Source organism: Paraburkholderia sp. CNPSo 3281 (assembly GCF_024206515.1).
In the GTDB taxonomy this organism is placed as follows: Bacteria; Pseudomonadota; Gammaproteobacteria; order Burkholderiales; family Burkholderiaceae; genus Paraburkholderia; species Paraburkholderia nodosa.
Genome location: NZ_JAMBPS010000003.1, coordinates 136,234 through 158,811, shown reverse-complemented (window position 1 = coordinate 158,811; position 22,578 = coordinate 136,234). Strand labels below are relative to the sequence as shown.

18 protein-coding genes are annotated in these 22,578 nt (G+C 65.7%); 14 read left to right on the top strand and 4 right to left on the bottom strand.

From position 1 onward, the window contains the following. Nucleotides 1-144: 144 nt before the first annotated feature. The 3 genes from M3I56_RS04690 to def all read left to right on the top strand — a co-directional run bounded on the left by M3I56_RS04690 (nucleotide 145) and on the right by def (nucleotide 4,326). Complete coding sequence (locus M3I56_RS04690; protein WP_254352764.1) at nucleotides 145-1,428, top strand: cell division protein ZipA C-terminal FtsZ-binding domain-containing protein; 1,284 nt, start codon at nucleotides 145-147, stop codon at nucleotides 1,426-1,428. Nucleotides 1,429-1,726: 298 nt separating this feature from the next. Continuing rightward, complete coding sequence (gene ligA / locus M3I56_RS04685; RefSeq protein ID WP_254352763.1) at nucleotides 1,727-3,796, top strand: NAD-dependent DNA ligase LigA; 2,070 nt, start codon at nucleotides 1,727-1,729, stop codon at nucleotides 3,794-3,796. Next, entirely contained in the window at nucleotides 3,793-4,326 is a 534-nt protein-coding gene (gene def, locus M3I56_RS04680; protein ID WP_254352762.1) for a peptide deformylase, read from the top strand. The genes ligA and def overlap by 4 nt, the downstream gene beginning before the upstream one ends. Before the next feature lie 87 nt (nucleotides 4,327-4,413). On the opposite strand, the gene M3I56_RS41330 is transcribed toward def, so the two are convergent. The 4 genes from M3I56_RS41330 to map form a co-directional block, all read right to left on the bottom strand. Next, nucleotides 4,414-5,352, bottom strand: a complete 939-nt coding sequence (locus tag M3I56_RS41330) for a pseudouridine synthase (RefSeq protein ID WP_309249127.1) — start codon at nucleotides 5,350-5,352, stop codon at nucleotides 4,414-4,416. Next, nucleotides 5,349-6,164 (bottom strand): histone H1, encoded by an 816-nt coding sequence (locus tag M3I56_RS41325; protein ID WP_309249126.1) that lies wholly within the window; start codon nucleotides 6,162-6,164, stop codon nucleotides 5,349-5,351. Before M3I56_RS41325 ends, M3I56_RS41330 begins: the two co-directional genes overlap by 4 nt. Nucleotides 6,165-6,485: 321 nt before the next feature. After that, on the bottom strand, nucleotides 6,486-9,065 hold the full coding sequence (locus tag M3I56_RS04670) for a [protein-PII] uridylyltransferase (protein ID WP_254352760.1): 2,580 nt from the start codon (nucleotides 9,063-9,065) through the stop codon (nucleotides 6,486-6,488). Nucleotides 9,066-9,334: 269 nt separating this feature from the next. Next, entirely contained in the window at nucleotides 9,335-10,156 is an 822-nt protein-coding gene (gene map / locus M3I56_RS04665) for a type I methionyl aminopeptidase (protein WP_254352759.1), read from the bottom strand. Between the two features lie 453 nt (nucleotides 10,157-10,609). On the opposite strand from map, the gene rpsB reads away from it, so the two are divergent. The 11 genes from rpsB to lpxD all read left to right on the top strand — a co-directional run bounded on the left by rpsB (nucleotide 10,610) and on the right by lpxD (nucleotide 22,568). After that, nucleotides 10,610-11,365, top strand: coding sequence for a 30S ribosomal protein S2 (gene rpsB, locus M3I56_RS04660; protein WP_254315250.1), 756 nt, complete (start codon nucleotides 10,610-10,612; stop codon nucleotides 11,363-11,365). Between the two features lie 210 nt (nucleotides 11,366-11,575). Then, nucleotides 11,576-12,457 carry a translation elongation factor Ts gene (gene tsf, locus M3I56_RS04655; RefSeq protein ID WP_254352948.1) on the top strand — a complete coding sequence of 294 codons (882 nt, stop codon included), beginning with the start codon at nucleotides 11,576-11,578 and terminating at the stop codon, nucleotides 12,455-12,457. A 267-nt stretch (nucleotides 12,458-12,724) separates the two neighbouring features. After that, the gene (gene pyrH, locus M3I56_RS04650; protein WP_028204061.1) at nucleotides 12,725-13,441 is read left to right on the top strand and encodes a UMP kinase; all 717 of its coding nucleotides are present in this window, start codon (nucleotides 12,725-12,727) and stop codon (nucleotides 13,439-13,441) included. A gap of 92 nt (nucleotides 13,442-13,533) precedes the next feature. Then, nucleotides 13,534-14,094, top strand: a complete 561-nt coding sequence (gene frr, locus M3I56_RS04645) for a ribosome recycling factor (protein ID WP_028204060.1) — start codon at nucleotides 13,534-13,536, stop codon at nucleotides 14,092-14,094. 71 nt (nucleotides 14,095-14,165) lie between these two features. Continuing rightward, complete coding sequence (locus tag M3I56_RS04640) at nucleotides 14,166-14,942, top strand: isoprenyl transferase (protein ID WP_028204059.1); 777 nt, start codon at nucleotides 14,166-14,168, stop codon at nucleotides 14,940-14,942. Beyond that, complete coding sequence (locus M3I56_RS04635) at nucleotides 14,936-15,745, top strand: phosphatidate cytidylyltransferase (protein ID WP_254352758.1); 810 nt, start codon at nucleotides 14,936-14,938, stop codon at nucleotides 15,743-15,745. The genes M3I56_RS04640 and M3I56_RS04635 overlap by 7 nt, the downstream gene beginning before the upstream one ends. Before the next feature lie 37 nt (nucleotides 15,746-15,782). Continuing rightward, entirely contained in the window at nucleotides 15,783-16,964 is a 1,182-nt protein-coding gene (locus M3I56_RS04630) for a 1-deoxy-D-xylulose-5-phosphate reductoisomerase (protein WP_254352757.1), read from the top strand. Nucleotides 16,965-17,073: 109 nt separating this feature from the next. Then, nucleotides 17,074-18,462: an RIP metalloprotease RseP gene (gene rseP, locus M3I56_RS04625; protein ID WP_254352756.1), complete on the top strand. Its 1,389-nt coding sequence runs from the start codon at nucleotides 17,074-17,076 to the stop codon at nucleotides 18,460-18,462. Between the two features lie 68 nt (nucleotides 18,463-18,530). Next, complete coding sequence (gene bamA / locus M3I56_RS04620) at nucleotides 18,531-20,837, top strand: outer membrane protein assembly factor BamA (RefSeq protein WP_028204055.1); 2,307 nt, start codon at nucleotides 18,531-18,533, stop codon at nucleotides 20,835-20,837. Nucleotides 20,838-20,908: 71 nt separating this feature from the next. Beyond that, entirely contained in the window at nucleotides 20,909-21,457 is a 549-nt protein-coding gene (locus tag M3I56_RS04615) for an OmpH family outer membrane protein (protein ID WP_254352947.1), read from the top strand. Nucleotides 21,458-21,494: 37 nt separating this feature from the next. Beyond that, on the top strand, nucleotides 21,495-22,568 hold the full coding sequence (lpxD, locus tag M3I56_RS04610) for a UDP-3-O-(3-hydroxymyristoyl)glucosamine N-acyltransferase (protein WP_254352755.1): 1,074 nt from the start codon (nucleotides 21,495-21,497) through the stop codon (nucleotides 22,566-22,568). Nucleotides 22,569-22,578 lie beyond the last annotated feature (10 nt).

Genomic DNA, 22,578 nt, shown 5'->3' with positions numbered 1-22,578 from the left:
TCGATTTATACGGTCTAACGGACGGCGCGCGATGCGCGGCCGGCGGCGCCATCGGTTAGGCAGCCGCCGCGCGCAATGCGCTCGCCACAGAAACGGCGCACAGAATGCGCGCGCCGTCGAATAAGAATTGCTGATGGAGCATGCATGGATGAGTTGACTCTCGGGTTGATCGGCGCGGGCGCCGTGGTAGTCGGGGGCGTGGTGGCATACAACGCGTGGCAGGGCGCGAGGGTGCGCCGGCGCATGCCGCGCCCGATGCCCGAAGAGGCGGTCGAAGCGCCGCAGCGCGACGAGTTCCAGGAGCCGAGCCCGTTCATCGAACCGGCGCATGCTCCGTCGCGCCGCGAGCCGTCGCTCGCGGGCAGCACGGAAGCCGGGCGAGTGGAGCCGGGTTTCGGGACCGCGGCGCCACTCGACACGCCGGCCGACATCCAGGCGGAAACGACGACACCCAACGGCTTTCCGGAGGCTGAATCCGCTGCAGACGAGGGGGGCGACAAGGCGCCGGCCGCGAGTGCGGCTGCCCCGCAACCCGCAAAGGACGACGCGGACGAAGCCGGGCGCATCGAACCAGTCATGCCGGCCGCCACGACGATCTCTTCGGCGCCGCCCGCCGTGGTCGACCGTCGCATCGATTGCATCGTGCCGATCCGGCTTGGCGCGCCGGTGGCGGGCGAGCGGGTGATTCCGTTGGCGCAGCGGCTGCGCCGCGCGGGCAGCAAGCCGGTTCACATCGAAGGCAAACCCGACGGGGGCGACGGCTGGGAGTTGCTCCAGAGCGGTGTGCGCTACGAAGAACTGCGCGCGGCTGCGCAACTCGCGAATCGCAACGGTCCGCTCAACGAACTCGAGTTCTCGGAATTCGTGACCGGCGTGCAGCAGTTTGCCGACGCGCTCGACGCCGCGCCCGAGTTTCCGGACATGATGGAGACGGTCGCCATGGCGCGCGAGCTGGACGGCTTCGCGGCGCAATGCGACGCACAGCTTTCCGTCAACGTGATGTCGGATGGCGCGCCGTGGTCGGCAAACTACGTGCAGGCCGTGGCCGCGCAGGACGGCTTGCTGCTTTCGCGCGACGGCACGCGCTTCGTGAAGCTCGACGCGAAGCAGAGCCCCGTTTTCATGCTGCAGTTCGGCGACACCAACTTCCTGCGCGACGACCTCACGTACAAGGGCGGCGAGCTGATCACGCTGATCCTCGACGTGCCCGTGGCCGACGAAGATATCCTGCCGTTCCGACTGATGTGCGACTACGCGAAGTCGCTTGCGGAGCGCATTGGCGGCCGCGTGGTCGACGACCAGCGCCGGCCGCTGCCGGAATCGGTGCTGCAGTCGATCGACAAGCAGCTCATGACGCTTTACGCGAAGCTGGAGCAGGCCGGCATTCCGGCCGGCTCGCCGGCCACGCGGCGACTGTTCAGCCAGTGACGCCGCAGGCCGGCAAGCGGCCAACAGACAAGGCGCGACGCCGTAAGGGCGCCGCGCTTTTTTTTGCGCGCAGGCGGCGCGGCGCGGTGGGCGTCGGCACGCGTGTTGCAGTGCACTCAGGTTCGCCTCGCTGGACTCGGGCGTCAATGCGACGGACGCAGCGTTAGCCATTCGGCAAGGACGCTGGCGAGGCCCGTTCGGCGGCGCACGAAGATGGCCGTTCGGTCGATGCGACACGCGCCGCTTCCTGAGATAATCTGACGTCCGAAATCTCTTCCAACAGCGAGTTGCCCAAGGCATGGTCCGTACTCCCGCCCGTCCTCCCGAAGAAGCCACCGCTGCGCAGCGCGCGGTGTGGTTGCGCGCCGAACTCGAGCGTGCGAATCACGCCTACTACGTGCTCGACCAGCCGGAGCTGCCCGACGCGGAATACGACAAGCTGTTCGACGAACTTCAGCAGATCGAGGCCCAGCATCCCGACCTCATCACGCCCGATTCGCCCACTCAGCGCGTGGGTGGCGAAGTCGCCGGGGGCTTCGAGCCGGTGGTCCACGACGTGCCGATGCTGTCGCTCAACAACGGCTTTGCCGACGAGGACATCGTCGCGTTCGACAAGCGGGTGGCCGATGCGCTCGGCAAGATCGAGGGCGCCGGAATCGTCGAGGTCGAATACGCCGCTGAACTGAAGTTCGACGGCCTCGCCATCTCGCTGCGCTATGTCGACGGCGTGTTCGTCCAGGCCTCCACGCGCGGCGACGGCGCGACCGGCGAGAACGTCACGGAGAACGTGCGCACGATCCGCTCGCTGCCATTGCGCCTGAAGGGCAAGCGCGTGCCGAAGGTGCTCGACGTGCGCGGCGAGGTGCTGATGTTCCGCCGCGACTTCGAACGCATGAACCAGCGTCAGCGCGACGCCGGCCACAAGGAATTCGCGAATCCGCGCAACGCGGCGGCGGGCAGTCTGCGCCAGCTCGATCCGAAAATCACGGCGCAGCGGCCGCTGTCGTTTTTCGCTTACGGCATTGGCGTGCTCGAGGGCGAGCCGATGCCGGCTACCCATAGCGAACTGCTCGACTGGTACGCGGAAATGGGCCTGCCGGTCAATGCCGAGCGGGCTGTCGTGAAGGGCGCGCAAGGTCTGCTGGAATTCTTCCGCGCCGAGGGCGAGAAGCGCGACGGCCTGCCGTACGACATCGACGGCGTGGTCTACAAGGTGAACCGCCGCGACGAGCAGGACGCGCTCGGCTTCGTCTCGCGTGCGCCGCGCTTCGCGCTCGCGCACAAGTTCCCGGCCCAGGAGGCGCTCACGAAGCTGCTGGCCATCGACGTTCAGGTGGGCCGCACGGGCGCGATTACGCCGGTGGCGCGGCTCGAGCCGGTGTTCGTCGGCGGCGCGACGGTGACCAACGCCACGCTGCACAACGAAGACGAAGTGCGGCGCAAGGACATCCGCATCGGCGACACGGTGATCGTGCGGCGCGCCGGCGACGTGATTCCCGAGGTGGTCAGTGCGCTCATGGACCGCCGTCCGGCCGACGCCCACGAGTTCGTGATGCCGACTGAATGCCCCGTCTGCGGATCGCGCATCGAGCGGCTGCCCGACGAGGCAATCGCCCGCTGCACGGGTGGCCTGTTCTGTCCGGCCCAGCGCAAGCAGGCGCTCTGGCACTTCGCCCAGCGCCGCGCGCTCGATATCGACGGCCTGGGCGAGAAGATCATCGACCAACTGGTCGACCAGAACCTCGTGCGCACGCCCGCCGATCTGTTCAATCTCGGCTTCGGCACGCTCGCGCAGCTCGAGCGCATGGCGGACAAGTCGGCGCAGAACCTGCTCGACTCGCTCGAGAAGGCCAAAGCCACGACGCTTGCGCGCTTCGTCTACGCGCTCGGCATCCGGCACGTGGGCGAATCGACGGCCAAGGATCTTGCGAAGCACTTTGGCTCGCTCGATCCGATCATGAGCGCGTCGGTCGAAGAATTGCTCGAAGTCAACGATGTGGGCCCTATCGTCGCGCTCGCGATACACGAGTTTTTTGCGGAGGAGCATAACCGCACGGTGATCGAGCAACTGCGCGCACCGGGCAAAGTAACATGGGCGGAAGGCCCGCCCGCGCCGAAGGCGCCGGTGGGTGTGCTGGCCGGCAAGACGGTGGTGCTCACCGGCACGCTGCCCACGCTCGCGCGCGACGAGGCGAAGGAGATGCTGGAAGCAGCCGGTGCGAAGGTCGCCGGCTCGGTGTCGAAGAAGACCGATTACGTGGTGGCGGGCGCCGATGCGGGCAGCAAGCTCGCAAAAGCCGAGGAACTCGGCGTGCCGGTGCTCGACGAAGAAGGAATGCGCAAGCTCCTGGAGGGGCAAACGACATGATTCGCGAAATTCTCAGAATGGGCGATCCGCGCCTGCTTGGCATTGCGAGGCCGGTCGATCACTTCGATACGCCCGAGTTGCACGAACTCATTGCCGATATGTTCGACACCATGCACGCGGCGAACGGCGCGGGACTCGCCGCCCCGCAGATCGGCGTCGACTTGCAGGTGGTGATCTTCGGTTTCGAACAGAACGAGCGCTATCCCGAGGCGCCGGCCGTGCCGCAAACGGTGCTCATCAACCCGGTCATCCATCCGCTGTCGCACGACATGGAAGAGGGCTGGGAGGGGTGTCTTTCGGTGCCGGGCATGCGCGGCGCCGTGAGCCGCTATTCGATGATCCGCTATGACGGTTTCGATCAGTACGGCACGCCCATCGAGCGTGTGGCCGAGGGCTTTCACGCGCGGGTCGTCCAGCACGAATGCGATCACCTCATCGGCAAGCTGTACCCCATGCGCATTACCGACTTCTCGAAGTTCGGCTTTACCGAGGTTCTGTTTCCGGCACTCGACCCGAACAACGACGACTGACGATCGAAGCATCAAGAAAAACGGGAGCCAGATGGCTCCCGTTCTCATTCGGCGCGGCGTCGGGCGCCGATGTGGCCCGACGTGGCGTTAGAACGCTTCGTCGGCGGCCAGATAGCGCCATTGGCCTTGCGGCAGCGCGCCAAGCAGCACGCGGCCCATGCGCACACGCTTGAGGCCCACGACCTTCAGGCCGACCAGTTCGCACATGCGGCGGATCTGGCGCTTCTTGCCCTCGCGCAGCAGGAAACGCAACTGCTCGCCGTTTTGCCAGCTCACCTGCGCGGGCTTGAGCGGCACGTCGTCGAGTGACAGGCCGTGGCGCAACTGCGCGAGCAACTCGGGCGGGAAGTGCTGGTCGATTTCGGTCTCGATGTCGTTGTAGGTGACGCGCACGAGGTATTCCTTGTCGATGTCCGAACTCTCGCCGATCAACTGCTTGGCCACGCGACCGTCCTGGGTCAGCACGAGCAGGCCGGTCGAGTCGATGTCGAGCCGGCCAGCCGGGGCGAGCGTGCGCAGATGCTTCGCCGAAAAGCGGATACCCGAGTGGTCGCCGTCCCAATGGTTCTCGCCGGTGACGAGCGTGGCGGCGGGCTCATAGCCGTCCTCGGCCTGGCCCGACACATAACCCACGGGCTTGTGCAGCAGGATCGTCACCTGGCGCGCCTGCGCCGCGAGCGCGGCCGGATCGACTTCGATGCGCTGATTCGGCGTGACCTTGGCGCCTAGCGTGTCGACGACTTCGCCGTCCACATACACCCAGCCCTTTTCGATCCATTCGTCGGCTTCGCGGCGCGAGCACAGGCCCAGTTCGGACATGCGCTTGGACAGGCGCAGGGTGTTGTCGCCATCGACTTCTTCCCGCGGTGTGCGGCGCGGTGCGGATTCGCCGTCATCGGTGCGGCGCGGGGGCTTCCCGGCCGATTTGACAGGGCCGGCGGTCTTGCGGCCGCCACCGCCTTCGTCGGCGCTGCGGCGTGCACGCGGCGCGGCGCCTTCGCGGTCATCGCGCGAGGTGGCTTTCACCGGGCGCGCGAAACGGCGCTCCGTGCCCTCGTCGCCGGCGCGCGTGGGGCGGCGGTCGTCACTGTTCGTGCGGCGGGCGAAACGTCCCTCGCTGCCTTCGCCGCGGCCGCGCGGCGGACGGCAGTCATCGCCTTCGCTGCGCTGTTCGAAGCGGCGCTCGCCACCTTCCTCGCGGCTACGCGGCGGGCGACGGTCGTCGCCCTCGGCGCGGCGCGCGAAGGGGCGTGCACCGTCTTCTTCGCGGCTGCGCGGTGGGCGGCGGTCATCACCCTCGGGGCGGCGCGCGAAGGGGCGTGCACCACCTTCGTCACGGCTGCGCGGCGGGCGTCGGTCGTCGCCTTCGGGGCGGCGCGCGAAGCGTCGGTCGCCACCTTCTTCGCGGCTACGCGGCGGGCGGCGATCATCGCCTTCGGTGCGTCGTTCGAAGCGACGCTCGCCACCTTCGTCGCGGCTGCGCGGCGGGCGGCGGTCGTCACCCTCGGGGCGGCGCGTGAAGGGGCGTGCGCCGCCTTCGTCGCGGCCACGCGCGGGGCGGCGATCCTCGCCTTCGGTGCGTCGTTCGAAGCGACGCTCGCCACCTTCTTCGCGGCTGCGAGGCGGGCGGCGATCGTCACCTTCCGGGCGGCGCGCGAAGGAGCGTGCGCCACCTTCTTCGCGGCTGCGAGGCGGGCGACGGTCATCACCCTCAGTGCGGCGCGCGAAGGGGCGTGCGCTGCCTTCGTCGCGGCTACGCGGTGGGCGTCGGTCATCGCCTTCGGGGCGACGCGTGAAACGGCGCTCATCACCTTCGTTACGGCCGCGCGCAAATCCACGTGCCTCATCGCCGGAACGACGGGCCGGGCGGCGCTCGTCGCCGAACCCGCCTTCGCGAGCGGGTCGCGCCGGGCGCTCGCCCGGACGCGTATCGCCGGTGCGAGGCGTGGCGCGGCCGGCCGAGGTGCGGGCAGGCTTCCCAGCGGAAGTCTTCGCAGCCGATGCCGGCCTGGCGTCCGCCGGTCGCGCCTCGGCCGGTCGCACCGGCTTACGCGCGGTCGTACTGCCGCGGCGGACGGGGGCGCGTTCCGGAGTGGTCGGGCGCGGATGTTTGGCTGTCAGTTTGGCTCGCATGGATCTGGGTATTTCGCTTGGGTCATTCACACTGCGATCGCGCGCAGCAATTCGGTTTCGACGTGAATCTGCTGGCGGTTGTCGGAGAGTCCCGAACCGTCGAGCAGAAACACGTCTTCCACCCGTTCGCCGAGCGTATTGATCCGCGCCGCATGGACGCCGACATGATGCTCCGCGAGCACGCGCGCGATGGAATAGAGGAGGCCCGGCCGGTCGTTCGCCGACACGGACAGGATGTAGTATTGGCCGCGCTCGTCGGCCCGCAGGTCGACGCGCGGCGTCACCGGGAAGGTGCGTGACAGGCGCGAGAGACGGCCCTTCGACGGCTCGGGCAGTGCATTGCCCGTCGCCTTCAGGCGTGCCGCGAGTTCCTGCTCGACGAGGTTCGCGATATCGCGATAATGCACGTCGCCCTCGGTGTGGGCGACGATGAAGTTATCGAGCGCGTAGCCGTGGCGTGTGGTGCTCACGCGCGCGTCGAGCACGGAAAGGCCGCTGCGGTCGAAGTACGCGCACATCGTCGCGAACAGGTCGGGGCGGTCCTGCGCGTAGACGAGCACCTGCAGCGCCTCGCCGATCGGCGACGGGCGCGCGCGCACGACCGGCTCCGGCGCCTCGACGTGGCGATAGAGCACGCGCGTTTGCCAGGCGATATCGGCGGCGTCGTGGCGCAGGAAGTAGCCAACGTCGAGCTTCTCCCAGAGCGCGCGGTGGGCGTGCTCCGGCACGGTCTCGAGACGCAGCAGCGCGAGCGCCAGCTCCTGGCGCGTCTTGAGCTCCGAGTGCGCGTCAGGCTTGGCGCCACCGAGCACGGCGAGCGTCGAGCGGTAGAGGTCTTCAAGCAGCTTGCCTTTCCAGTTGTTCCAGACCTTCGGGCTCGTGCCGCGAATGTCGGCGACCGTCAGCAGGTAGAGCGCCGAAAGACGCCGTTCCGTGCCAACGAGTTCGGCGAAGCGCTTGACGACCTCGGGGTCGGTGATGTCCTGCTTCTGGGCAACCTGGCTCATCATGAGGTGCTGCTGCACGAGCCAGACGACCAGGTCCGCGTCGTCGCCCGTGATGTCGTGCTCGCGGCAAAAGCGCCGCGCGTCGGCCATGCCGAGCTGCGAGTGGTCGCCGCCGCGGCCCTTGGCGATGTCGTGGAACAGCGCCGCGACGTAAAGCACCCAGGGCCGCTCGAAGTTGGCGATGAGCTGGCTGCAGAACGGATACTCGTGCGCATGCTCGGCCACGGCGAAGCGGCGCATATTGCGCAGCACCATCAGGATGTGCTGATCGACCGTATAGACGTGATAGAGGTCGTGCTGCATCTGCCCGACGATGCGGCGGAAATTCAATAGATAGCGCCCGAGCACGCTCGTCTGGTTCATGAGCCGCATGGCGTGCGTGATGCCGGCCGGCTGCTTGAGGATCTCCATGAAGAGCCGTCGGTTCTCCGGGGCGCGGCGCCAGCGCAGGTCCATGGTCTCGCGCGCGTTGTAGAGCGCGCGCAGCGTGCGCGCCGACAAGCCCTTCACGCCGGGCACCTGCTCGTAGAGCAGGAACGCTTCGAGAATCGCGTGCGGCTCGCGTTCGAACACGTCGTCACTGACGATTTCCAGCATTCCCTGCTTCTCGACGAAGTGCTCAGAGAGCGTGCGCGTGATGCCACTTGTGCTCGGAAAGAGCTGCGCCTCGATGTTCTGGATCAGGATGGTGGACAACTGCGTGACCGCCTTCGCGGCCCAGTAGTAGCGGCGCATGAGCTGCTCGCTCGCGCGCCGCGCGCTGCTGGCCTTGTAGCCGAAGCTTTCGGCCACGGCCGTCTGCAGGTCGAACACGAGGATGTCCTGGCGGCGGCCCGCGATCACATGCAGGCGCGCGCGCAACGCCTTGAGAAATGCCTCGTTGCGGCGCAGTTCGCGCGCCTCGCGCCCGGTGATGAGGCCGCGCTGGTCAAGCTCCTTCCAGCTGCTGCCGAAGGCGGCGGCCTCGGTGATCCAGAGGATCAGCTGCAGGTCGCGCAGGCCGCCGGGGCTTTCCTTGACGTTGGGTTCGAGCGAATAGGGCGTGTCCTGGAAGCGCGCGTGGCGCTGGCGCATTTCGAGCACTTTCGCCTGGAAGAACGCACGCGGGTCCATGGCGTCGCGATAGCGCTGCGCGAAGTCGCCGAAGAGCGTCGCGCTGCCCGTGATGCGGCGCGCCTCGAGGAGCGACGTGCGCACGGTGACGTCGTTGGCGGCTTCTTCGAGGCATTGCGAGACGCTGCGCACGCTGCTGCCGATATCGAGTCCGAGATCCCACGCAAGGCCGATAAATCGCTCGATGCGTTCTTCGAGCGGCGCGAGCGGCTCGTCGTCCGGCAGCAGCACGAGGATATCGACGTCGGACCAGGGCGCAAGCTCGCCGCGCCCGAAACCGCCCACCGCCACGAGCGCCAGCGTGGCCGGCAGCTCGCACAGGTTCCAGGCGCTGCACAAGGTGTCGTCGGTGGTGCGGGCGAGGGCGCGCATCAACGAGTCGACATTGGTCGCGGTCTTGAAACGCTCGAGCAACTGGGCCTTGGCGGCCTTGTAGTCGGACTTCAGCGACGACGTATCGGGAACGGCGACAGCGGGAACACTCATGGGCTCGGGTCGTGTCTGGCGTGGTTGGGCGGGCGGCTGGTCGTGCGCGCGGCAGGCCTCGCGATGGCGGCTGGCCGCGTTGCTTCGTCGGTTAATGCGTCGGCTGCTTTGCAGGCTGCCTCATCGTGCTGCGGATGCCGGGCGGCGTCCGCATGTCCTGCCTCGCTTGCGTTGGGCGCGCTGGCCCGGGGCGCGGGCCGCTCTCTACGAGCCCATCCATTTTGCGCCGGATCGCGCCAGGAAGCGCTTTCCGGCACTTTTTCCGGCGGTCAGGCCGCTGTGCCCGCCATCTGCGCGACGATGGCCGGCTTGGCGGGCGTGCCCGCCGAGACGGTCAGGACCTCGTAGCCCGTTTCTGTCACGAGTACCGTGTGCTCCCACTGTGCCGAGAGGCTGCGGTCCTTCGTCTTGACGGTCCACTGGTCCGGCATGGTGCGAATGTCGCGGCGGCCGGCGTTGATCATCGGCTCGACGGTGAAGATCATGCCGGGCACGAGTTCAATGCCGGTGCCCGGCCGGCCGTAGTGCAGGACCTGCGGGTCTTCGTGGAACACCGTGCCGATGCCGTGGCCGCAGTATTCGCGCACCACGCTGTAGCCCTGGCTTTCGGCGTAGCGCTGAATGGCGTGGCCGATGTCGCCCAGGTGGCCGCCCGGACGCACCTGGTCGATGCCGAGCCACATGCATTCATAGGTGGTCTGCACGAGGCGCTTCGCGAGGATCGAGCCTTCGCCGACGATGAACATGCGGCTCGTGTCGCCGAAATAGCCTTCCTTGATGACGGTGATGTCGATATTGAGCGCGTCGCCGTTCTTCAGCGCCTTGTCGCCCGGAATACCGTGACAGATCACGTCGTTCACGGAAGTACAGATCGCCTTCGGGTAGGGCGGGTAGCCCGGCGGCTGATAGTTCAGCGGCGCGGGCACCGTGCCCTGCACATCGGTCATGTATTCGTGGCACAGGCGGTCGAGCTCACCCGTCGTCACGCCCGCGGTGACGAACGGCGTGATGTAATCGAGCACCTCGCTCGCCAGCCGGCAGGCGACGCGCATTTGCGCGATGTCTTGTTCGTTCTTGATCGAAATGGCCATGGTTTGCGCCCGAAAATGCAGTCGAATATTGAATTATCGCACCTAATGCCAGTGATCGCTGGCTTTTGAAATGGCGGGTCGCGATCCGGCGCGCGCTGCATGCGACATGGATGGCGCGGTATTCCGCGGGTAATAGCTGTCTTGAGTAAAGGGCGGTCTGCGTGCTATACTCTTCGGCTAAGTCGCTTCCCATATCTTTCGAATTCACGTTCGAAAGAAGTACGCAAGTACAAAGAGTACCTGTGGGGGCGGCTGGATCCGCCGTTGCCGCGGAGCGCTTTGCCAAAGACGGATTTTGGCGGGTGCGCGAAGAACATTCGGAAGCATCTTCTTCAGGCAGCACACTCGCAAGCCGGCGCACCCAGGGTGTCGGGCGCGTCGATCTCCGGAAACGGGAGGGCGCACCGATACGGCAGCCGGCTTCAGACCCAAACCCTAGCGGAGAATTGCAACATGGCAGTTACCATGCGCCAAATGCTGGAAGCCGGTGTCCACTTCGGTCACCAAACGCGCTTCTGGAACCCGAAGATGGCCCCCTTCATCTTCGGTCATCGCAACAAGATTCACATCATCAACCTCGAAAAGACGCTGCCGATGTACAACGACGCACTGAAGTACGTGCGTCAGCTGGCAGCGAACCGCGGCACGATCCTGTTCGTCGGCACGAAGCGTCAATCGCGCGACACGATCGCCCAGGAAGCACAACGCGCTGGCATGCCGTTCGTGAACGCACGCTGGCTCGGCGGCATGCTGACCAACTTCAAGACGCTGAAGGTTTCGATCAAGCGCCTGAAGGACATGGAAGCAGCCGTGGAAGCAGGCGAGCTCGAGAAGATGAGCAAGAAGGAAGCGCTCCTGTTCGAACGCGAAATCGCCAAGCTGCAAAAGTCGATCGGCGGCGTGAAGGATATGGGCGGCATTCCGGACGCGATCTTCGTGGTCGACGTCGGCTATCACAAGATTGCCGTGACGGAAGCGAACAAGCTGGGCATCCCCGTGATCGCCGTGGTCGATACGAACCACTCGCCGGAAGGCATCGATTACGTGATCCCGGGCAACGACGACGCGAGCAAGGCCGTTGCGCTCTACACGCAAGGCGTGGCTGACGCGATCCTCGAAGGCCGCGCCAACGCGGTCAACGAAGTGGTTGCAGCGGCGCGCGGCAACGACGGCGACGACGAGTTCGTCGAGGTCAATTCGGAGGCGTAAGCTGCCCCGTGTCCGGCAAGAAAAGGGGGCTTTCCATAGGCCCCTTTTTTTTAAGCCGCGACTTTCGTCGCCGCGACATATGCGCGGCACCGTAGCCCTGTAGAAGCAGCTGTAAAAAAGCGTTTCACCGCAGGCTCAAACGGAAACGAATTTCTGCCGGCCGCGTCGAAAGGCGGGCGGCGTGTACCAGACAGACTCAAGGAGCGAATGATGGCGGCAATTACCGCAAGCATGGTGGCAGAACTGCGCGCGAAGACCGATGCGCCGATGATGGAATGCAAGAAGGCGCTGACGGAAGCCGACGGCGACCTCGCGCGTGCCGAAGAATTGCTGCGCGTGAAGCTCGGCAACAAGGCCAGCAAGGCCGCTTCGCGCGTCACGGCCGAAGGCGTGATCTCGTCGTTCATCGGTAGCGGCGCTGGCGCGATCGTCGAACTGAACTGCGAAACCGACTTCGTTTCGAAGAACGATGACTTCATCGGCTTCTCGAAGAAGATCGCTGAACTCGTCGCCACGCAAAACCCGGCTGACGTCGCCGTTCTGTCGGCGCTGCCGCTGGACGGCTCGACGGTCGACGCAGTGCGCCTCGCACTGGTCGGCAAGATCGGCGAAAACCTCTCGATCCGCCGCTTCGCGCGTTTCGAAACCGCCAACCAGCTGGCTGCATACCTGCACGGCACGCGCATCGGCGTGCTGGTCGAGTACACAGGTGCGCAAGAGCAAGTGGGCAAGGACGTCGCGATGCACATCGCCGCGATGAAGCCGGTCTCGCTGTCGTCGGACGACGTGCCGGCCGACCTGATCGCCAAGGAGCGCAGCATCGCCGAGCAGAAGGCCGCCGAATCGGGCAAGCCGGCTGAGATCGTCGCGAAGATGGTCGAAGGTTCGGTCCAGAAGTACCTGAAGGAAGTCTCGCTGCTGAACCAGCCGTTCGTTAAGAACGACAAGCAGACGATCGAGCAGATGCTCAAGGCTGCTGGCACGACGGTGCAGAAGTTCGCCCTCTTCGTGGTGGGCGAAGGCATCGAGAAGCGCCAGGACGACTTCGCTGCCGAAGTGGCCGCGCAAGTCGCTGCTGCAAAGCAGCAATAAAGACCGGTAAGCCCGCCTGCCGCGCCTTGCACGGCAGGCGGCGACCGCAGTTGTTGCAGCACCGCAGTTAGCACCGTAGTTTGCTGAGTTGTAAGCCGTGGCGGAGCAATCCGCCGTGGCGGGCAGCGTAGCGGCGACGCGCATGGTAGTCCCCCGCCGTGCGCGGCGTCGGAAATCTTCGCTATTTCTGGCGGCGCTTGCCCGAAGCCGTATTTCACCCCTACAGTTTCAAGTTATTGCCCTTTGCGCGCGATCCTGGATACCTCCATGCCCACACCCGCCTATAAACGCGTCCTGCTCAAACTTTCCGGCGAAGCCCTGATGGGCGATGATGCCTTCGGCATCAATCGCGCCACGATCGAACGTATGGTGGCAGACGTGGCCGAGGTGGTGCGTCTGGGCACCCAACTCGCAGTCGTGATCGGCGGCGGCAACATTTTCCGCGGCGTCGCGGGCGGCGCGGCCGGTATGGATCGCGCAACGGCCGACTACATGGGCATGCTGGCCACGATGATGAACGCGCTCGCGCTGCAGGACGCCATGCGTCACGCGGGCATCGAGGCGCGCGTGCAGTCGGCGCTGCGCATGGATCAGGTCGTTGAGCCGTACATCCGCCCCCGCGCGATTCGCCAGCTCGAAGAAGGCAAGGTCGTGATCTTCGCCGCCGGCACGGGCAACCCGTTCTTCACCACCGACACGGCTGCTGCGCTGCGCGGCTCGGAAGTCGGCGCCGAAGTCGTGCTGAAGGCCACCAAGGTCGATGGCGTCTACTCGGCCGATCCGAAGAAGGACCCGACCGCCACGCGCTACTCGACGATCAGCTTCGATGAGGCAATTGGCCGCAACCTGCAGGTGATGGACGCCACCGCGTTCGCGCTGTGCCGCGACCAGAAGCTGCCGATCCGGGTTTTTTCCATCGTCAAGCCGGGTGCGCTCAAGCGCATCGTTCTGGGCGAAGACGAAGGTACGCTCGTCCACGTGTAAACTCTCGTCTCACGAGAGGTTCGAACACGGGCCGCGCCGCCCATCAGCGCGCTGGCGGGCTCGTTCCGTTATGAAGGTTCGGAGGTATCAAAATGGCTGTGGCTGACATCAAAAAGGGCGCCGAGCAGAAAATGCAGCGCTCGATCGACGCGTTCAAGAGCGATCTGGCAAAAATCCGAACGGGCCGCGCCCATACCGGTCTGCTCGACCACATCCAGGTCGACTACTACGGTTCGCCCGTGCCCATCTCGCAGGTCGCGAACCTCACGCTCGTCGACGCGCGCACGATCGGCGTGCAGGCTTGGGAAAAGAAGATGGTGCCGGTCATCGAAAAGGCGATCCGCGAGTCGGATCTCGGCCTGAACCCGGCCACGCACGGCGACCTGATCCGCGTGCCGATGCCCGCGCTCACCGAAGAGCGCCGCAAGGAGCTCACGAAGGTCGTCAAGAACGAAGGTGAAACGGCGAAGGTCGCCGTGCGCAACCTGCGTCGCGACGCCAACGAGCAACTCAAGAAGCTCGTGAAGGACAAGGAAATTTCCGAAGACGACGAGCGCCGTGGCGGCGATGAAGTCCAGAAGCTGACTGACCGCTTCGTGACCGAGATCGACAAGCTCGTCCAGACGAAGGAAGCCGAGATCATGACGGTCTGAGGCCTCAGGCCTTCCAGATTCGCCAGATTTCCGGCGTTCCCTTTTTTTATCGCAGTTACAGTCCGACGGCCATGACCTATACCAGCTCAACCGTTCGCGTGCCCGACGTGGCGGCCGTGCCGCGCCACATCGCGATCATCATGGACGGCAATGGCCGTTGGGCGACCCAGCGGCGCCTGCCGCGCGTCGCGGGCCACACGCGCGGCGTCGACGCCGTGCGTTCGGTCGTCGAGTCGTGCGTGGAGCGCGGCGTCGAATACGTGACGCTCTTCGCCTTCAGTTCCGAGAACTGGCGCCGACCGACCGACGAAGTGTCGTTCCTCATGCGCCTTTTCGTCACCGCGCTCGAGCGCGAGGTGGCGCGCCTGCACGCGAACGGCATCCGCCTGCGCGTGGTCGGCGACCTGTCGATGTTCAACGAGCGCATCCAGGACCTGATTCGCCGCGCGGAAACCAAAACCGCGCGCAACACCCGTCTCACGCTCACGATCGCCGCCAACTACGGCGGCCGCTGGGATATCCTGCAGGCCACGCGCAAGCTGGTCGAGGAAGCCGCGGCCACGGGTCAGGCGGTTCCCGTCACCGAAGACACGCTGTCCCAGCATCTGGCAATGGCCTACGCGCCCGAGCCGGATCTCTTCATCCGCACGGGCGGCGAGCAGCGAGTGAGCAACTTCCTGCTCTGGCAACTCGCCTACGCCGAGTTCTATTTCACCGACACGTTCTGGCCGGATTTCGACGCCGAAGCGCTCAGCCGCGCCATTGCGTCGTATGCCGAGCGCGAGCGCCGCTTCGGCCGCACGAGCGCGCAGGTCGTCGCCCAGAACGCCGATTCCCTTTCATGCTGAAGACCCGCGTCATTACGGCGCTCGTCCTGCTGGCAGTCTTCCTGCCGGTCACGCTGTTCGCGCCGGTGGCGGCGTTCGGCGCGCTGATCGGCGTCGTGGTCGTGTTCGCCGCGTGGGAGTGGGCGCGCCTCCTGAAGGCGGGCGCGACCGGCTCGATCGTCTACGCCGTGATCGCGGCGGCCGCCGTGGCGCTCAGTACGTGCCTGCCGGCGCCCCGGCCGCTCTTTCAGGCGGCGGGCGTGTTCTGGATCATCGCCGGCCCTTACGTGCTGCTGCGCAAGCCGGTGCTCGCGGCGGGCGCCTGGCGCGGCTTCCTGCTGGCCGCCGGGCTCGTCGTTTTCGCGGCCTGCTGGCACGCCCTCGTTGCCGCGCGCACGGCCGGCGTGGCGTTCGTTTTGTCCCTGTTGCTCGTGGTCTGGCTGGCCGATATCGGCGCATACTTTGCAGGTAAGGCATTCGGAAAGCATAAGCTTGCGCTTTCGATCAGCCCCGGCAAGACCTGGGAGGGCGCCGTGGGCGGCTGGGCCGCCGTGATGGTGGTGTCGGGCGCGGCGATCGCGCTGCACGCGTTCGAACCCACGCTGTATTCCGCGCTAGCCGCCCAGATCGGGCTCGGCCGTGCGCTTTTTGTACTTACCGTGCTGGTCGCGTTCAGCGTGATCGGCGATCTGTTCGAGTCGATGCTGAAGCGCCAGGCTGGCGTGAAGGATTCGAGCGGCCTCCTGCCGGGCCACGGCGGAGTCCTCGACCGCATCGACGCGCTGCTGCCCGTGCTGCCGCTTGCCATGTTGCTGCTCGGCTAAAGGGGCTTGGCCAGGACGCTCGGCTAGAGATTTGAATATGCAAAAACGACTCACACTGCTCGGTTCCACGGGCTCGATTGGAGACAGCACGCTCGACGTCGTCGCGCGGCATCCGCAACGCTTCTCGGTCTATGCGCTCACCGCGCATCGCAACGGCGAGAAGCTCGTCGAACAATGCCTGCGCTTCGCCCCCGAGGCGGCCGTGGTCGGCGACGCCGAAACCGCCGCACAGGTCGAGCGCAAGCTGCGCGCGGCGGGCTCGAAGACCATCGTGACCTACGGGCCGCAGGCGCTCGTCGAAGTCTCGAAAAGCGATGGCTGCGACACCGTGGTCGCGGCCATTGTCGGCGCGGCGGGTCTCGCACCCACGCTCGCAGCGGCGAAGGCCGGCAAGCAGATCCTGCTCGCCAACAAGGAAGCGCTCGTGATGTCGGGCGACATCTTCATCGACGCCGTGCGCGACAGCGGCGCCGTGCTGCTGCCGCTCGACAGCGAGCACAACGCCGTGTTCCAGTGCTTCCCGCGCGAAAACGCGCAGCGCGAGGGCGTCACGAAGATCATCCTGACCGCCTCGGGCGGCCCGTTCCGCACCCGCGAGCCCTCGACGCTCGTGAACGTGACGCCCGACGAGGCCTGCAAGCACCCGAACTGGTCGATGGGCCGCAAGATCTCGGTCGATTCGGCCACGATGATGAACAAGGGCCTCGAAGTGATCGAGGCGCATTATCTGTTCGACCTGCCGGGCGAGCGCATCGACGTGCTGATCCACCCGCAGAGCGTGATTCACTCGATGGTTTCGTACGCCGACGGTTCGGTGCTCGCGCAACTAGGCAACCCCGACATGCGCACGCCGATCGCGCACGCGCTGGCGTGTCCGGATCGTGTCGATTCCGGCGTCGCGCAACTCGATCTCGCGCAAATCGCGACGCTCACGTTCGAAAAGCCCGACTACGCGCGCTTTCCGTGTCTTGCACTCGCGATGCAGGCATTGGGCGCCGGCGGCGTGGCGAGCGCGGCGCTCAACGCGGCGAACGAAGTTGCGGTGGAAGCATTTTTGAACCGGCGCATCGGCTTCATGGCCATCGCCCAGACGGTAGATGCCGTACTCAACGCGCTCGAGAACCGCAACGCGTCGAGTCTCGAAGTCGTGCTCGAAGCCGACGCGGCCGCCCGCCGCGCGGCTCACACCATCATCGACAGCCTGCCGGTGCCGGCCTGACAGGTCAGCGAGGGGCTTGCGGAAGGGCCCTGGTGGCCCCTCAGGCACGCGAGCCTGACCTCGGGGCCGCTCCCGCACCGGTGCGCTGCTTCCAGCCCAGGAGGCGCTCATGAACCTGCTTACCGAACTGGTCGCATTCGTCGTGGCGATCGGCGTGCTGGTCGTCGTGCACGAATACGGGCACTACAGCGTCGCGCGCCTGTGCGGCGTGAAGGTCCTGCGTTTCTCGATCGGCTTTGGCCGGCCGCTCGTGCAGTGGGTCAGCAAGACGAGCGGCACCGAGTGGACCATCGCGGCGCTGCCGCTCGGCGGTTACGTGAAGATGCTCGACGAACGCGAGTCGCCCGGGCAGATTCCCGCGAGCGATTTGCCGCACGCGTTCAACCGCCAGTCGGTCGGCAAGCGCATCGCGATCGTCGCGGCGGGGCCGATCGCCAATTTCGTGCTGGCCGTCGTGCTCTTTTCCTTGGTGTACGCGAGCGGGGTGACCGAGCAGAAGGCCATTGTCGCGGCGCCGCCCGCGCAATCGGCGGCAGCTCGAGCCGGCTTCCAGGGCGGCGAAACGATTCTTTCGGTGAGCGATGCAAACGGCAGCCGCACCGAGCCCGTGCGTTCGTGGTCTGACCTGCGCTGGAAACTGCTTGCCACGGCGTTCGACCAGGGCCGTGTCGTCCTTGCCGCGCGCGATGGCGAGGGCACCTACGATTTCCCGCTCGATCTCTCGCAACTGACCAGCAAGGATCTCGACGACGACTTCCTGGCGAAGCTCGGCCTCGAGGCGGGCGGCAACACGCTCAAGGTGGCGGCCGTGGAGGCGGGTAGTGCGGCGCAACATGCCGGGCTGCAAGCGGGCGATCAACTGCGCGCAGTCGACGGCCGGCCCGTGGACAGCGCAAGCACTTTCATCGCGTACGTGAAGGCGCGTGCGGGCAAGCCTGTGCGGCTCACGGTCGCGCGCGGCGACGCTGCCCAGCACACGCAGCAAACGCTCACGCTCACAGTCACGCCCGCGCTGCAACGCGACGCGCAAACGGGCGAAGAAGTGGGTCGAATCGGTGCGGCGCTCTCGGCGCAGGCGCCTTCCGTGGACGTGCGCTATGGGCCGCTCGAGAGCGTGCGGCTCGGTGCGTATCGCACTTGGGACATCGCCGTGTATTCGCTGCGGATGTTCGGCCGCATGATCACGGGCGAAGCATCGCTGAAGAATCTGTCGGGCCCGGTGACGATTGCCGACTATGCCGGCAAGAGCGCGAGACTCGGTCCTTCAGCGTTCCTGTCGTTCCTCGCGCTCGTGAGCATCAGCCTCGGCGTATTGAATCTGCTCCCAATTCCGGTATTGGACGGGGGGCATCTGTTATATTATGCGGTTGAAGCCGTAACGGGCAAAGCCGTCTCGGACCGCTGGCAGCTCGTACTGCAGCGCGCGGGACTTGCCTGCATCGTCGCACTGTCGGCGATCGCGTTGTTCAACGATCTGGCTCGGTTAATCCATTTTTAAAGATGTCTGGCGGCGTCCGTGGGCGTGCCGCCTGACCTGATGCAGCTATACATAATTGGGGAAGCACGTTGTTCAGACCTCATCGCTTGGTTCCAAAAACGGTTGCGGCCGCGGCGATCGCCGCACATGGACTCGTTGCCCACGCAGCAACGACGCCTTTCGTGGTTCAGGACATCCGCATCGAAGGGCTGCAACGCGTCGAGCCGGGCACGGTGTTCGCCTACCTGCCGATCAAGCAGGGCGACACGTTCACCGACGACAAGGCGTCCGAGGCCATCCGCGCACTCTATGCGACGGGCTTCTTCAATGACGTGAAGATCGCCACCGAAGGCGGCGTCGTGGTGGTGCAGGTGCAGGAGCGCCCGGCCATCGGCACGATCGACTTCGCGGGCATCAAGGAATTCGACAAGGACAACCTCACGAAGGCGCTGCGCGCGGTCGGCCTCTCGCAAGGCCGCTACTACGACAAGGCGCTCGTCGACAAGGCCGAGCAGGAGCTCAAGCGCCAGTACCTCACGCGCGGCTTCTACGCCGCCGAGGTCACGACCACGGTCACGCCGATCGACCGCAATCGCGTCGGTCTGCTGTTTTCGGTGGTCGAAGGTCCGAGCGCGAAGATCCGCCAGATCAACTTCATCGGCAACAAGACGTACAGCAGCGGCACGCTCCTGGCGGAGATGCAGCTGTCCACGCCGAACTGGTTCTCGTGGTACACGAAGAACGACCTCTACTCGAAGGAAAAGCTCACGGGCGACCTCGAGAACGTGCGCTCGTACTACCTGAACCACGGCTACCTCGAGTTCAACATCGACTCGACGCAGGTCTCGATCTCGCCCGACAAGAAGGACATGTACCTCACCATCGGCATTCACGAAGGTGAGCCGTACAAGGTGTCGGGCATTCAGCTGTCGGGCAACCTGCTCGACCGTGAGGCCGAGCTCAAGAAACTCATCAAGATCAAGCCGGGCGACACCTTCTCGGCCGAAAAGCTGCAGGCCACGACCAAGGCCATCGTAGACAAGCTAGGCGAGTACGGTTACGCGTTCGCGACCGTCAACGCGCTGCCGCAGATCGATCAGGCGAATCACACGGTCAACCTCACGCTGCAGGTCGATCCGAGCCGCCGCGTGTACGTGCGCCGTATCAACGTGGTGGGCAACACGCGCACCCGCGACGAAGTCGTGCGCCGCGAAATGCGCCAGCTCGAAAGCTCGTGGTTCGACTCGAACCGCCTCGCGCTCTCGAAGGACCGTATCAACCGTCTGGGCTACTTCACCGACGTCGACGTGACCACGGTGCCCGTGGAAGGCACGGCCGACCAGGTGGACGTGAACGTGAAGGTCGCCGAAAAGCCGACCGGCGCGATCACGCTGGGCGCGGGTTTCTCGTCCACGGACAAGGTGGTGCTGTCGGCGGGCGTATCGCAGGACAACGTGTTCGGTTCGGGCACCTCGCTCTCGCTGAACGTGAACACCGCGAAGACGTACCGCACGCTGGCCCTCACGCAGGTGGACCCGTACTTCACGGTGGACGGCATCAAGCGCATTACCGACGTCTACTACCGCACGTACCAGCCGCTGTACTACTCGACCGATTCGAGTTTCCGCATCATCACGATGGGCGGCGACCTCAAGTTCGGCATCCCGTTCTCGGAAGTCGACACGGTCTACTTCGGCGCGGGCTTCGAGCAGGACACGCTCGACGTCGACTCGAACACGCCGCAGAGCTATATCGACTACGTGAACCAGTTTGGCCGCGTGTCGAACAATGTGCCGCTCACGGTGGGCTGGTCGCGCGACGCGCGTGACAGCGCGCTCGTGCCGAGCAAGGGCTACTTCACGCAGGCGAATGCCGAGTACGGCACGCCGGTTGGCGGCACGCAATACTACAAGGCTGACATCCAGGCGCAGTACTACTACTCGTTCGCGCGGGGCTTCGTGCTGGGCTTGAACTTCCAGGGCGGCTACGGTAATGGCCTCAGCGGCAAGCCGTACCCGATCTTCAAGAACTACTACGCCGGTGGTATCGGTTCGGTGCGTGGCTACGAGCCGAGTTCGCTGGGTCCGCGCGACAAGACGACGAACGACCCGATCGGCGGTTCGAAGATGCTGGTCGGCAACATCGAGCTGACCTTCCCGCTGCCGGGCACGGGCTATGACCGGACGCTGCGCGTCTTCACGTTCGTCGATGGTGGTAACGTCTGGGGCACGGAAGGCAACAGTATTGGCGCCAATGGCTTGCGTTACAGCTACGGCTTCGGTCTCGCGTGGATTTCGCCGATCGGTCCGCTCAAGCTGAGCCTGGGCTTCCCGGTTACCAAGCACGAAGGCGACCAGTACCAGAAGTTCCAGTTCCAGATCGGGACGGCATTCTGACGTATGTTTTGCCCGGCGTTCGTTGCGCGCGCAGCGCGCGGCGCCGGAATCCAGGAAACGAGAGGATGACTTTGCTAACGGGTATGTTTTCCAGACGGACGATCGGGGCGATGACCGTGTCGCTGGCGCTCCTCGGTTTTGGCATGGGCGTGGCGCAGGCGCAGGAAGCCAGGATCGCGGCGGTGAACTCCGATCGCATCCTGCGCGAATCCGTTCCCGCGAAGGCCGCGCAGACCAAGCTCGAAGCCGAGTTCGCCAAGCGCGACAAGGATCTGCAGGACATGGCGCAGCGCCTGAAGTCGATGTCCGATTCGCTCGACAAGAACGGCCCGTCGATGTCGCCGACCGATCGCGCATCGAAGCAGCGCGACCTGTCTGCGCTCGACAGCGACTTTCAGCGCAAGCAGCGCGAATTCCGCGAAGACCTGAACCAGCGCCGCAATGAGGAACTGGCCGCGGTGCTCGACCGGGCGAACAAGGTGATCAAGCAGATCGCCGAGCAGCAGCATTACGACCTGATCGTGCAGGAAGCAGTGTACGTGAGCCCGCGCATCGACATCACCGACCAGGTGCTGAAGGCGCTCGCAGCGAATAGCGCGGGCGGTAGCAGCAGCAACTAAGGCAACGAAAAGCAACTAAGGCAGGAGCAGCACGCGCATGGCATTTACGCTTGAGGACATCGTCGGGCGGTTCGGCGGCGAGGTGGTGGGCGATGCGACGCAACGCGTCAGTTCGCTGGCGCCGCTCGACCAGGCCGGTCCGCAACAGCTCGCGTTCCTCGCCAATCCGAAGTATCTCGCGCAGGTCGAGACGACCGGCGCGGGCGCGGTGCTCATCAGCCCCGGCGATCTCGAGAAGCTCGCATCGCGCGAAGGACGCAACTTCATCGTCACACCGAATCCGTATGCTTACTTCGCGCGTGTCGCGCAGGCGTACATCGACCTCGCCGCGCCGAAGGCGCAGCCGGGCATCCACGCCAGCGCCCACGTCGACGCGAAGGCGCAGATTGCCGCGAGCGCGGTGATCGGCCCGAACGTCACGGTCGAAGCAGGCGCGGTGATCGGGGAAAACGTGCGGCTCGACGCGAACGTCTTCATCGGCCGCGGCACCGAGGTGGGTGAGGGCTCGCACCTGTATCCGGGCGTGACCGTCTATCACAGCTGCAAGCTTGGCGCGCGCGCCATCGTGCATGCCGGCGCCGTGATCGGCTCGGACGGCTTTGGTTTCGCCCCCGATTTCACGGGCGAGGGCGACGCGCGCACGGGTAGCTGGGTCAAGATTCCGCAGGTGGGCGGCGTGGCCATCGGGCCGGACGTCGAGATCGGCGCGAACACCACGATCGACCGCGGCGCGATGGCCGATACGATCATCGAAGACTGCGTGAAGATCGACAACCTCGTGCAGATCGGCCACAACTGCAAGATCGGCGCGTACACGGTCATCGCGGGCTGCGCTGGCATTGCGGGCAGCACGACGATCGGACGCCATTGCATGATCGGCGGTGCAGTGGGCATCGCGGGGCACGTCACGCTGGGCGACTACGTGATCGTCACGGCGAAGTCGGGTGTCTCGAAGTCGTTGCCGAAGGCTGGTATCTACACGAGCGCTTTCCCCGCGGTCGATCACGCCGACTGGAACAAGAGCGCCGCGCTGTTGCGTAACATCGACAAGCTGCGCGACCGTATCAAGGCGCTCGAGGCGGCGGTCGCCCAGAAGCCGCCGGGCGAATAAGAAAGCAGTA